A 12,417-nucleotide genomic window follows, 5' to 3' on the forward strand; every position below is an offset into this window, starting at 1 on the left:
CTAGTCGTCGACCGTGCGGATCGAGCCGGCCGCGACGGTGCGGCCGCCCTCGCGGACGGCGAAACCGAGGCCCGGTTCGAGCGGAACCGGGTGGCCCAGTGTCACCTGCACCTCGACGGTGTCGCCGGGGTGGGCGACGGCCGAGCCGAGGGTGACGTCGCCGACGACGTCACCGGTCCGCAGGTAGAACTGCGGGCGGTAACCGGTGGCGATCGGGGTGCGGCGACCGCCTTCCGCGGCCGACAGCAGGTGCAGACGCGCGGTGAAGCGCGAGTGCACGCTGACACTGCCGAGCGCGGCGACGACCTGGCCGCGGCGGACCTGGCCGCGCTGGACGCCGCGTAGCAGCAGTGCCACGTTGTCGCCCGCCTCCGCGAACTCCATTGTCCGGCCGAAGGTTTCGACACCGGTGACAACGGATTCCAGGTCCGCGTCGTAGCCGAGGACCGAGACGCGATCGCCCATCCGGACGCGACCACGTTCCACCGCGCCGGTGACGACGGTGCCGCGTCCGGTGATGGTGAGCACGTTCTCGATCGGCAGCAGGAACGGTGCGTCGGTGTAGCGGACGGGGGTGGGGATGTGGGTGTCCACCTCGTCCAGCAACCGCAGCACCGCCGCGGACCAGTGCGGATCACCTTGCAGCGCAAGCAAACCCGACACCGGGACCACCGGAGTGCCCGCGCCGTCGTACCCGTTGGCGGTCAGCAGATCGCGGACCTCCAACTCCACCAGCTCGAGCAGTTCGGCGTCACCGACGTCGGCCTTGTTCAGCGCGACGACGAGGTGCTCGACACCGATCTGCCGGGCCAGCAGCACATGCTCGACGGTCTGCGGCATCACCCCGTCCTGCGCGGACAGCACCAGGATCGCGCCGTCGACCTGCGCCGCGCCCGTGATCATGTTCTTCACGAAGTCGGCGTGACCGGGCATGTCCACATGCGCGTAATGCCTTGTGGCGGTCTCGTATTCGACGTGCGCGATATTGATGGTGATACCGCGGGCGAGCTCCTCCGGAGCCCGGTCGATCCGCTCGAACGGCACATAGGAACCGCCGCCGCGCTCGGCGAGCACCTTGGTGATGGCGGCGGTCAGCGTGGTCTTGCCGTGGTCGACATGACCCATGGTGCCGATGTTCAGATGCGGCTTGGTACGAACGAAGGCCTGCTTGGCCATGATGGGGAACCTTCCCTGGGAGTCGTCTGTCGGGACCTCAACGCCGAACCACCTCCCCCGTCTGAGGTCCCGGGGACGTCCCGGGGAAGGTCAGCGTCGTGCGCCGTCGAATGCGGATGCGACCACCAGGGCAGCAGCCATCGCGCCCGCGGCTGCGGGCGAAGCGATGATCAACTGCCGGAACATGGGAATCATGATGCCGCGCGGGCAGCGGCCACCGCCACCGATTTTTCGGCACCCCGCGACCGGTCCGAAAAACCCGACCTCCGGTATCGATTCCGAATCCGCACCCAGCGCCGAAACAAGGCGTTAACCTTTGATCAAAGCCGTTGTGTTCGAACTGAATTCGATCATCACGAGCGCCGCCACCGCATCCGCCGGCGCGATTCTTTCTTGCCGTGTAAACGGAAATCCCCTCCGCGACAGCGCTGTTCGCGGCTCCATATCCGCTCCAGTGGCCGATGCCGGCCTCGAAAGGATAGAAACATGTCCCAAGCGCGTTCGAATCAAGTACGGTTGCTGGCTCCCGATCAGGAAGCCATGGTCGAATCGCTGGTGAACGGCCTGCTCACCGGCAGCGCCACCGGCGTTCCCGAGTATCTCGTCGAGGACATCACCGCGGTGCGCGCCCAAAGCGTCCTGGGCAAGGTGCAGATCCCCGGCGACGGCGTCCTGCTCGACGGTATCGCCGCGTGGCCACGCACCGGTGGTCCCCATCCGCTGATCGTCATGCCCGCCGGCCTGGACCCGGCCGGGTGGAAGATGTACTCCGGAGCCATCATTCGGCTGCTGATGCGCGGTTACGCCGTCGTCGCCTATACCGAGCGCGGCCTGCCCGGATCCGAGGGCGACCTGACTGTCGCAGGCGAAGAAGACGTCCGGGACGGCAGCTGCGTCATCGATTGGGCGCTGGATCACACGCAATTGAACGCCGACCGCGACCGGATCGGTATGGCCGGAATCTCCTACGGCTCCGGTATCAGCCAGCTCATCGCCCAAGCCGACGAGCGCGTGAACGCCGTTGTCGCGCTGAGCACCTGGGCCGATCTGGGTGAGGCGCTCTACGACAACGGGACCCGACATACCGCGGCCGCGGAGGCGCTCGCCGCGATCAGCGACCGCCCCAGCGTCGAGCTGGAGAAGGTGCTCGAAGAATTCCGGGCCAACAATATCGATCCGGTCCTGAAATACGCGAGTCACCGCTCCCCCGCCCGCCTCGAGGGCGAGCTACGGCCGGTGCCGACCTTCTTCACCAGCTTCTGGCACGAAACGATCTTCCCGCAGAATCAGCTGCTCGAATTCTTCGAGCGCTACCCTGGGCCGAAACGCTTGGACCTGGCCGTGGGCGACCATGGCGCGGTGGAGATCCCGGGCCTGCTGCTCGGAGTGCACACCCGCACCACCGAGGCCGCCTACGACTGGTTCGACCACTACCTGCTCGGCATCGACAACGGCATCGACCGCGACGGCGTGGTGCACACCGAGACCATGCACACTTTCCGCAACGCCGCGGCCCCGGACCTGGCCACCTGGTCGCGGGTCGCGCGGCGCTTCCATCTCACGGCTGGGAGCGAATCCTCCGACGGCACACTGAGTTCCGAGCCGCCGTCGGATTTCAACCAGAGTTTCCAGGCCGCCGGCGCAGAGGTTCAGGCGGTCACCGCGCTCGTCATGGATGGATTCCGGGAACGGCTGCTCATGCCCCGGCGGCAGCAACTCGCCGAGGTCGACCGCACCGCAGCCGCCGTCTGGAGCACCGCCGCGTTCGCACAACCGCAGCACATCGCCGGTACCCCCGAACTCGGGCTGACGATCACCCCCTCCGGCCGCGAGGTCACCGTCATCGCCTACCTCTTCGACCTGAATCCCTTCACCGGAGCCATGCGGATCATCACCCATGCCGCCGCCACCGTCCACAATGAGCAGCCAGGTCAACCGGCCGAAGTGCAAATGCGCTTGCAGGCCACTGACTATCACATCCCGATCGGCCACAAACTGGTCCTGATCACCGATGCCCGGGATCTCCTCTACTCCTACCCGGACGACCCCGACACGGGCGGCACCGTCACGCTCTCGGGTCCGGCCTACGTGGACATCCCTATGGCCTAGCGAGTGCTGGTCGAAGCCGCGGGGCGTCTACTCCGCGGCTTCGATGCCCGCGGTGCTGCGCCAGCGCTCCGCGGCGCGGATCAGGTCGTTGCCGAGTTGTTCGAGAAAACGCCCGGCCAGCGCGAGCCGAGCGCCCGCCGCGGTCTCGGAACCGAAGAGGGCCGCGCCGCGTAGAGCGGTATCGGCGAGCCGCTGGTTGGCGCGGAAGGCGACCATCGCCGACCGGAAGTCCGCGTCGTCGTCGATGAAATAGCGGTAACGCCTGCCACTTTCATCGCGGCGGCGGCTGATCAGCCCCTGGTCCTCCAGCAGACCGACCGCGAGCGAGATGGTCGCCGCGCTGACCTGGAGGTGCTGCGCGAGTTCGGCGGCGGTGCGGCTGCCGGTCTCGGAGACGTAGAGGCAGGTCATCACGCCGGCGGCGGTGCGCGGTATGCCGGTGTCGATGAGTGCCGCGGTGAATTCGGCGGCGAACGCCGCTGTGGCGCCGGGATCCGGTCCGGCGGGCTCCTCGATCGGCGGCGGAACCGACGTGCGTGGCTTACGCCGGGCGCGGTGTGTCGTGGCGAGCTGGGCCAGATCCGCGCGGTATCGGCCCGGTCCGCCATTGCGCGCGACCTCGCGGCTCACCGTCGACGTGGGCCGCCCCAATCCCCGGGCGATCTGGGCGTGGTCGAGGCCCTGCGCCAATCCGGCGGCGATCTGGCGGCGGTCGGCGCTGGTCAGTCGCTGTCCGGGCATCCGGCCGCCTCCTTCGATTCGATCGCGGTCCTGCCAGTATGCGTGGCAGTCGTAGATCGTTGCAACGCTGCGCTGCCTCGCGAGCATTAATCGGCAATGTCATTGCAATCACAAATTATGGCATTGAGCTGCGCCAATAGATCGCAAACGGCGCGGGCCGCCGTTGACGTTGTTTCGACTCGAACCTAACTTCGAATCAGAGCCGGAGACCGGTATTCCGCACCGATCAGCGAGGGACCACCATGACCGAGACGATCGCCGACCTGCCCACGCACCGCACCCCGGGCCGCCCCTTCGATCCGCCCGCGGAACTGACTCGCCTCGCCGCGGCCGCGCCGCTGACGCCACTGACCTTCCCGGACGGGCATCAAGGCTGGCTGGCCACCGGCTACACCACGGTGCGCGCCGTCCTGTCCGATCCGCGCTTCAGTTCGCGCAGCGAACTCATGCGCCCGTTGAAGCCGGGCTATGCGGGCGTGACCGCCCCACCAGCCCAGCCCGGCGACTTCCTCGACATGGACGCCCCGGCGCACACCCGCTACCGGAAACTGCTGTCCGGCAAGTTCACTCCGCGCCGGATGCGCCTACTCACCGAGCGGATCGAGCTGGTCGCCGCCGAACACCTCGACGCCATGCAGCGCCACGGCGGCCCCGTGGATCTCGTCGCCGCCTTCGCCCAGCCCATCCCCGCCGTGCTGATCTGCGAACTGCTCGGCGTCCCCTACGCCGACCGTGCGCACTTCCAGGCCACCGCCGCACAGGTCACCGGCGTGGACACCACCTTCGAAGGCCAGTACGAGGCCTTCGAAACACTGAGTTCCTATGTGCGCGAACTGATCACGGCAAAGCGCGGCACCCCGACCGACGACGTGCTGAGCGACCTGACCACCAGCGACCTCACCGACGAGGAACTCGCCGGCATGGGCGGACTACTCCTCGCCGCAGGCCTGGACACCACCGCCAACATGATCGCGCTGGGAACCTTTGCGCTACTACAGAACCCGGACCAGTGGTCGACCCTGCACGCGGACCCGGATCTGCTCGACCCGGCGATCGAGGAACTCCTGCGCTACCTCACCATCGTCGCCAACCTCGCCCGCGTAGCCCTCGAGGACGTCGAACTCGAAGGCCACCTGGTCAAAGCCGGGTCCATGGTCCTGGTCGCCTCCTCGGCAGCCAACCGCGACCCCGCCAAATTCGACGACCCCGCTACCCTCGACCTCCGCCGCAACGCGGTCGGTCACGTCGCCTTCGGCCACGGCCCGCACCTCTGCCTCGGCCACCACCTGGCCCGCGTCGAACTACGAGTCGCCTTCTCCGCCTTGACCTCTCGCTTCCCAACCCTGCGCCTGGCCGTTCCCGCCACCGAGGTGCCGTTGCGCGAGGACGCCGACATCTACGGCGTCCGAGCGCTTCCGGTCACCTGGTAGCTCAGGAGCCCAGCAGGCCCTTAGCGATGTGGGTGACCTGGATTTCGTTGCTGCCCGCGTAGATCATCAGCGACTTCGCGTCGCGCGCAAGCTGTTCCACCTTGTACTCGCGCATGTAGCCGTTGCCGCCGAAGAGCTGCACGGCTTCCATCGCCACCTCGGTGGCGGCGCGGGAGGAGTACAGCTTCATCGCCGAAGCCTCGGCGAGGGAGACCTGCTCGCCCGCGGCGGTGCGTTCGACGGCGTTGAAGACCATGTTCTGCACGTTGATCCGGGCGACTTCCATTTCGGCGAGCTTGAGCTGGATCAACTGGAACTGGGCGATCTCGCGTCCCCACAGCTTGCGCGACTTCGCGTAATCGACGCAGAGCCGGTGACATTCGTTGATGATGCCCAGCGCCAGGGAGGCGATGCCGATGCGTTCGGCGGCGAACGACTCCTTCGCGCTGTCCTTGCCGTCGCCCTTGGCCGGGTTCTCGGTTTCGCCGAGCAGACGGTCCTTGGTGATGCGGACGTTGTCGAAGAACAGCTCGCCGGTGGGTGAGGAGTTCATGCCCATCTTCTTGAACGGCTTGCCCTGGGTGAAGCCGGGCATGCCCTGGTCCAGAACGAAACTCAGCACCTTGCGGTCGCGGCGATCCACGGTGGCGTCGCCCTCGTCGAGCTTGGCGTAGACGACGGTGACATCGGCATAGGGGCCGTTGGTGATGAAGGTCTTCTGGCCGTTGAGGATGTAGTCCTCGCCGTCGCGGCGCACGTAGGACTTCATGCCGCCGAAAGCGTCGGAGCCTGAGTCGGGTTCGGTGATCGCCCAGGCGCCGACCTTCTCGAAGGTCACCAGTTCCGGCAGCCAGCGCTTCTTCTGTGCGAGGGTGCCGCGGCTGCGGATGGTGCCGACGGTCAGGCCCAGCGAAACACCCATCGAGGCAACGAGGCCCAGACTCACACCGGCGAGCTCGCTGTTGAGGACCACGCCCATACTGCCCGCACCGCTGAAACCGGACGACTTCTCAGTGGCCGCGGCTGCTTCGCCGCGTTCCTTGGCCTCTTCGCGGGCGATCGTCTTCGCCAAGCTCTCGCGCGCCATCTCGTCCATGCCGAAGGTGGCGTACAGCTTGCGAATGATGTCGAACGGCGGCAGCTCACCGCTTTCCAGCTTCTCGACGTGCGGTTTGACCTCCTTGTCGATGAACCCGCGCAGCGCGTCGCGGAACATCAGGTCGGTGTCGGACCACTGGTACATCGTGCAAACTCCCACGGGATCGCCGGAACGGTGTCGTCAATATAGAACGCGTTCTAGTTTAGCCCCGAGCCGCGGCGGTGCGCGTAGACCGCCAGGCGGACGCGGTTGTCACAGCCGGTCTTGTCCATCAGGTTGCCCACGTGGGTCTTCACGGTGGTGACGCCCATGTGCAGTCGGTCGGCGATCTCCTGATTGCTCGCGCCTTCGCCGACCAGGGCGAGCACCTCACGCTCACGCGGGGTGAGGGCGACGGTGCCGGGAGCGGAGTCCGGGGCGGCGGCCAGTGCGCGGCCGACGAGCCGGGGCACCAGCGCGGGCGAGAAGGGCATGTCGCCGTCGACGGTGCGGCGGATGGCGGTGAGCAAGTCGGTGGCGGCGGTGTCCTTGACCAGGAAACCCGCGGCGCCCGCCGCGAGCGCGGGATACAGGTGCTCGTCGTCGTCGAAGGTGGTGAGCACCAATACCTTTGCCTCAGCGGAGGATCCGGCGATCTGCCGGGTCGCCGCGACGCCGTCCATGCCGGGCATCCGCAGATCCATCAGGACCAGATCGGGATTCAGTTCCGCGCACAACCGGACCGCCTCGACACCGTCGGCGGCCTCCCCGACGACCCGCATATCGGTGGTGGATTCCAGCAGCATCCGCAGGCCGGTGCGGATCAGGCGCTGATCGTCGACGAGCAACACGGTGATCATCGCGGCATCAGCTCCCGGGTCGCGGTCGCGGGTAACCAGGCATCGACCACCCAGCCGTCCGCGGTCGGGCCCACCTCGAGCACGCCGCCGGCGATATCGACCCGCTCACGGATCCCGATGATGCCGTGCCCCAGCGGATTCGGCCGCGCATCGCGACCGCCGCTGCCGATCCGCACCGTGATGCCGCCGTCGCCGCGCGTCACTGTGACCGCGACCGGACGCGCCCGGTCGGCATGCTTCATCACATTGGTGAGCGACTCCTGCACGATCCGCAGCAAGGTGAGCCGCCCGACCGCGTCGAGCCCGGACGGGTCGGACATCAGGTCCGCGTCGATGACGAAACCGGCGGCGCGGGCCCGCTCGACCGCCGCGGCGACCTCGCGGCCCAGCGTCTCGGATTCGACCAGGGCGACCGCGCCGAGATCGGGGTCGCGCAGTGCGACCAGCAGCCGTCGGATGTCGGCCAGCGAATCCGCGGCCGCGCCGTGCACGTCGTCGAGCACCGAGGTCACCCGGGGATCGGGGTCGGCCAGCACATGCCGGGCCACCTCGACGCGCAGCACGATCGAGGCCATGTGATGGGCCACCAGATCGTGCAGTTCCCGGGCCATCGCGCTGCGCTCGGCGGCGCGGGTGTGCGATTCCGCTTCCGCCCGGCGCGCTTCGGCGGCGCGGGCCTCGAGCCGGAACTTCTCCGCGAGATCGCGCTGAGCACGCAGATACAACCCGAGCAGCAGCGGCAGCCCGGCGTAGGCGACCGTTTCCACCGCCGTCGCCGCCCGCCAGAACGGCATGTGATCGAACCAGAGTCCGATCAACAGGGCCGCGGCCCAGCAGCTCGCGGCCAGCGCCACCTTGCCGCGGCTGTGAGTGCGCATCACCGCGTCGGTGAGCGCGACCGCCCCGAGATAGGGCACCAGACCCGACAACCCCCACGCGTCGGCCAGGAACAGCGGCACCGCCAGCGCGGACAGCGCCACCGATACCGCGAGCGGCCACCGGGCGCCGAACACGAGCAGCACCGCCGCCGTCATCGCGAGCAGCCAGTAACTCACCGGCACCCGATATTGGCCGGGGAAGGTGCTCGCGAGCAGAAGCAGCGGAACCAGCACCAGAGGTACGCAGCGCAACAGCAGCCACTGGTCACGGCGTGGAGCGGTTTCGGTCACCGATCCACGGTAGGGGACGTGATGGCGTGGCCACCTCCTCCCCCGGTAGGAGGTGGCGCGGCGACAGTTATCACACAGCAAGTGTTGCCACAAGGGGCTGCGGCAGGAGTGCGGCGGCCCGGATCCGCGGCCCGCGGGTGGAGGAGACCCGGTCCGGCGCTGACGAGGATTTCCAGCATGACTTTTTCGCGAAGGGGGTTCCTGGCCGGGCTCGCGGCCGCGCCGATCGCCGTCAGCGCGGGCTGCGCGCTCGGACGTTCGGACATCGCGGCCTCGGGACCGCGACCACTGCCGATCCCGCCGCTGGCCGACTCGACCGTCGGCGCGGACGGCGTCCGCAACTTCCGGCTCACGCTCGCGCCGGGCACCGCCGAGATCCTTCCCGGAAAGCGCACGCCCACCTGGGGTTTGAACGGCCCCTACCTCGGCCCGACGCTGCGCGCGCGGCGCGGGGAAACGGTCGCGTTCCAGGTGCGCAACGACCTGCCCGAGCCGACCACGGTGCACTGGCACGGCATGCGGGTGCCCGCCCGCATGGACGGCGGACCGCATCAGACGATCGCCACCGGCGGCACCTGGGCGCCGTCCTGGACCATCGAGCAACAGGCCGCCACCCTCTGGTACCACCCGCATCCGCACGGCGGCACCGAGAAGCACGTCTATCGCGGCCTGGCCGGGTTCTTCCTGATCGACGACGACGCCGCCGACGCCCTCGATCTGCCGAACGACTATGGGGTGGACGACATTCCGCTGGTAATCCAAGACCGCCGCTTCACCGCGGACGGCGCGCTCGACGAATCCGATCCGACCGATATCGGCCTGCTCGGTGACACCATCGTCACGAATGGCATTGCGGGAGCCTATTTCCGGGCCCGCACGTCACGAATCCGGTTGCGCCTGCTGAACGGATCCTCCGGGCGGCTCTACAATCTCGGATTCGCCGACAACCGCGAGTTCCAGGTGGTCGGTACCGACGGCGGCCTGCTGCCGAAGCCGGTCCCGCTCAACCGAATTCAGCTCAGCCCTGGCGAACGAGCCGAGATCGTGGTGCCGGTCCAGGCCGGCGATCAGGTCATGCTGCGGGCCTTGCCGATCGAGAACCGCGGCGACATGGACGCGGCCGAGGCTCGCGAGTTCGGCTTCGACGACAGCTTCGACATTCTGCAGGTTCGCGGCGCGGCGTCGGTCAGAACTGCTGCGGTCGTGCCGGATTCACTGATTCCCAGAGTGGCGATCCCGACCGCGGGCGCGGCCGCCAACCGGCGCTTCGAATTGCAGTGGTTCCAGATCAACAAGCTGCAGATGGACATGAACCGCATCGACTTCACCGTCGCCGCCGACAGCACCGAAGTGTGGACGGTGCGCAATGCCGACAACTGGCCGCACAACTTCCACGTGCACGACGTGCAGTTCCAGATCACCGAAATCGACGGCGCCGCACCACCACCCGTGCTCGCGGGCTGGAAGGACACCGTCTACACCGAACCCGGCTCCATCTACACCCTGGTCATGCGGTTCTCCGAGCACACCGACCCGACCTACCCCTACATGTATCACTGCCACCTGCTACTGCACGAGGATCACGGCATGATGGGCCAGTTCCTGGTGCTCGGTCCCGGCCAGCAGCCTGCCCCGATGCAGATGCCGATGTCGCACGGCGGGCACGGGTGATCACCGCGTGGCGCGCCACCCCGCTACCGCACGCCCGATCTCGGTGACCGGCGGTTCCCGGTAGAGCCACTCGCGGGCGATCCGGTGCCAGTTGTTGGTGGTTTTCAGCTGGCCCAGGGCCGCGAAGGTGAACAGGTCGGCGCGGCGGGAGAAGACGTGCTCGGGTGGAAGCCGTTGGGTGCGCATGCCTTTGAACTCGGCGGCCCGGGGATCCACGGCCATGATCACCGCGCCGGTGGCGAGCTCGGGGGTGATGGTGATCTCCTCGTCGAGCAGGTGCCAGCCCGCCGCCGCCCAGACGTAATCCAGGACTTCCTGAGCGGAGACATCGGAATCCGGGTCGATGATGTCGTGCCCGGCCCACGCGTCGTAGAGGTCCTGGGCGCGGTATTCGCCTGCGGCGAGCAGACATTCGCGTTCGAATTCGACGCGCACCGGCTCCATGTGGCTGTAGAGCCCGAAGTCCACGAATCCGACCCGGCCGTCCGCGGCGTAGAGGATATTGCCCGGATGCGGGTCGCCGCAGAATTCGTAGTCGGAGAACAGGGACCCGACATAGAAGCGGTACACCAGCTCACCGATCCGGTCGCGATCGACGGCTGGCAAATCCTGTATCTCGTGAAATGACTGTCCCGCAACGAATTCCGTCACCAGCACGTGCGGGCCGCAGAGCTCGCCGATCACGTTCGGCACGGTGATGAACGGGTGACCGCGATAGCGTTCGGAGATCCGATGCTGGGTCAGCGCTTCGCGCTCGTAGTCGAGTTCGCTGCCGATGTTGCGGGCGATCTCTTCCAGCACATCGTTGTCGGCCGCACTGGGCAGCACGGACTTCCATAATCGGCTGAACATCGCCAGATTGCGCATATCCGCCTCGACCGCATCGTCGACACCCGGATATTTCACCTTCACCGCGACTTCGCGCCCGTCGTGCAGCCGGGCGCGATAGACCTGGCCGATCGACGCCGCGGCGATCGCGGTCTCGTCGAAATCGGCGAACGCGCGCGTCAAGGGGCCAAGATCGTCCTCGATCACCCTGCGCATGCCCGCGAACGGCACCACCGGCGCCTGATCGCGCAGCTCGGCGAGCTTGACCCGGAACATCTCCCGATGCGATTCCGGCATCAGGTCGACATCGAGCACCGACAGCATCTGCCCGACCTTCATCGCCGCGCCCTTGAGGCCGCCGAGCACAGTGACCAGCTGCTGCGCCGTCTGCAGCGTGGATCGTTCGGCGAGTAGTTCGCGCGCTTGCTCGGGCCGCCCGATCATCGACAACCGGGTGCCGACTCCGCGGATCGCCTGGCCCGCCACCATCGCGCTGATCTTGCCGCCGCGCGCGAGCCTGCTCTTCGGTACCCGACCGGTCATCACACCTCCGTTGATCCACCACATTTCACCCTATGAGGGCTCCTCATGATCGGTAATTCGCCCACGCGGCAGCCCGGACCATGCCTAAGCTGAGCGCCGCTCATTTTCTCGAGTCGGCAGGAGGCAACGATGCCGTCGAAAGCGTCAGGTCAGCGGCGGCGGCCGGCCCAGGAACGCGCCAGGGCAACCCGGGAGCACATCCTGGACACGGCCGCCACGCTTTTCGGCGAGCGCGGCATCGCGAACACCTCGACCAACCGCATCGCGGCCGAGGCCGGGGTGAGTATCGGCACCGTCTATCGGTACTTCTCCGACCGCGCCGTGATCGTCGAGGAGCTGCTGCGGCGCTTGCTGGAAACCATCGAACAACGCTTCACCCAGCAGATATTCGGCCTGTCGGACCGGTCCACGCTGGAGATGGTCACCGGCATCCTCGAGGTTCTCTCCGAGGAACTGGCAGCCCAGGCCCGGCTGGTGCGCGCACTCGTGGAGGGCGTGCAGTTCTACAGCAGCGGCATCCCCGAATTCGAGCCGCGGCTGCGGCTGCTGGTCAAGGTGATGGTGATCCAGATCCTCGGTCCCGGCGACGATCACGAGTACGACGTGATGACTTTTGTGCTGATCAATACATGTTTCGCGGCGGTGGTCCGGTCCGCGGCGCTGGAGGTCGACGCCCAAGCGCGCCAAGAGGCGATTCAGATGACCGCGCGCATGATCGCGGCCTGGACCGACAACGAACGCGACCGCGCGGCCTGAAAGTGAGCGGTGCCCTAGCAATTGGCGTCGCGAGCACTCCGCCACACTGCGCGGCA

The 12,417-nt window shown here is 67.6% G+C and carries 10 protein-coding genes; 4 read left to right on the top strand and 6 right to left on the bottom strand.

Annotation, left to right across the window (positions count from 1 at the left end; all coding sequences use genetic code 11):
- Nucleotides 1-1,176: an elongation factor Tu gene (gene tuf / locus IBX22_RS04780; protein WP_194814145.1), complete on the bottom strand. Its 1,176-nt coding sequence runs from the start codon at nucleotides 1,174-1,176 to the stop codon at nucleotides 1-3.
- A 486-nt stretch (nucleotides 1,177-1,662) separates the two neighbouring features.
- Between tuf and IBX22_RS04785 the strand changes: the two genes are divergently transcribed.
- Nucleotides 1,663-3,285, top strand: coding sequence for a CocE/NonD family hydrolase (locus IBX22_RS04785; RefSeq protein WP_194814146.1), 1,623 nt, complete (start codon nucleotides 1,663-1,665; stop codon nucleotides 3,283-3,285).
- 27 nt (nucleotides 3,286-3,312) lie between these two features.
- On the opposite strand, the gene IBX22_RS04790 is transcribed toward IBX22_RS04785, so the two are convergent.
- Complete coding sequence (locus IBX22_RS04790) at nucleotides 3,313-4,026, bottom strand: helix-turn-helix domain-containing protein (RefSeq protein ID WP_194814147.1); 714 nt, start codon at nucleotides 4,024-4,026, stop codon at nucleotides 3,313-3,315.
- Nucleotides 4,027-4,268: 242 nt separating this feature from the next.
- Between IBX22_RS04790 and IBX22_RS04795 the strand changes: the two genes are divergently transcribed.
- Nucleotides 4,269-5,456 carry a cytochrome P450 gene (locus tag IBX22_RS04795; protein WP_194814148.1) on the top strand — a complete coding sequence of 396 codons (1,188 nt, stop codon included), beginning with the start codon at nucleotides 4,269-4,271 and terminating at the stop codon, nucleotides 5,454-5,456.
- Nucleotide 5,457: 1 nt separating this feature from the next.
- Here IBX22_RS04795 and IBX22_RS04800 read toward each other — a convergent pair whose 3' ends face one another.
- The 3 genes from IBX22_RS04800 to IBX22_RS04810 are packed head-to-tail and all read right to left on the bottom strand — an operon-like array spanning nucleotide 5,458 to nucleotide 8,563.
- Complete coding sequence (locus tag IBX22_RS04800) at nucleotides 5,458-6,699, bottom strand: acyl-CoA dehydrogenase family protein (protein WP_194814149.1); 1,242 nt, start codon at nucleotides 6,697-6,699, stop codon at nucleotides 5,458-5,460.
- Between the two features lie 53 nt (nucleotides 6,700-6,752).
- Nucleotides 6,753-7,394 (bottom strand): response regulator transcription factor, encoded by a 642-nt coding sequence (locus tag IBX22_RS04805; protein ID WP_194814150.1) that lies wholly within the window; start codon nucleotides 7,392-7,394, stop codon nucleotides 6,753-6,755.
- Nucleotides 7,391-8,563 (bottom strand): histidine kinase, encoded by a 1,173-nt coding sequence (locus IBX22_RS04810; protein WP_309234427.1) that lies wholly within the window; start codon nucleotides 8,561-8,563, stop codon nucleotides 7,391-7,393. Before IBX22_RS04810 ends, IBX22_RS04805 begins: the two co-directional genes overlap by 4 nt.
- 177 nt (nucleotides 8,564-8,740) lie before the next feature.
- Between IBX22_RS04810 and IBX22_RS04815 the strand changes: the two genes are divergently transcribed.
- Nucleotides 8,741-10,234, top strand: a complete 1,494-nt coding sequence (locus IBX22_RS04815) for a multicopper oxidase family protein (RefSeq protein ID WP_194814151.1) — start codon at nucleotides 8,741-8,743, stop codon at nucleotides 10,232-10,234.
- Here the strand turns inward: IBX22_RS04815 and IBX22_RS04820 are convergent, their stop codons facing one another.
- Nucleotides 10,235-11,605: an AarF/ABC1/UbiB kinase family protein gene (locus IBX22_RS04820; protein ID WP_194814152.1), complete on the bottom strand. Its 1,371-nt coding sequence runs from the start codon at nucleotides 11,603-11,605 to the stop codon at nucleotides 10,235-10,237.
- 129 nt (nucleotides 11,606-11,734) lie between these two features.
- On the opposite strand from IBX22_RS04820, the gene IBX22_RS04825 reads away from it, so the two are divergent.
- Nucleotides 11,735-12,361, top strand: coding sequence for a TetR/AcrR family transcriptional regulator (locus IBX22_RS04825; RefSeq protein WP_194814153.1), 627 nt, complete (start codon nucleotides 11,735-11,737; stop codon nucleotides 12,359-12,361).
- The last annotated feature ends 56 nt before the right edge of the window (nucleotides 12,362-12,417 follow it).

Source organism: Nocardia sp. XZ_19_385, from assembly GCF_015355755.1.
In the GTDB taxonomy this organism is placed as follows: Bacteria; Actinomycetota; Actinomycetes; order Mycobacteriales; family Mycobacteriaceae; genus Nocardia.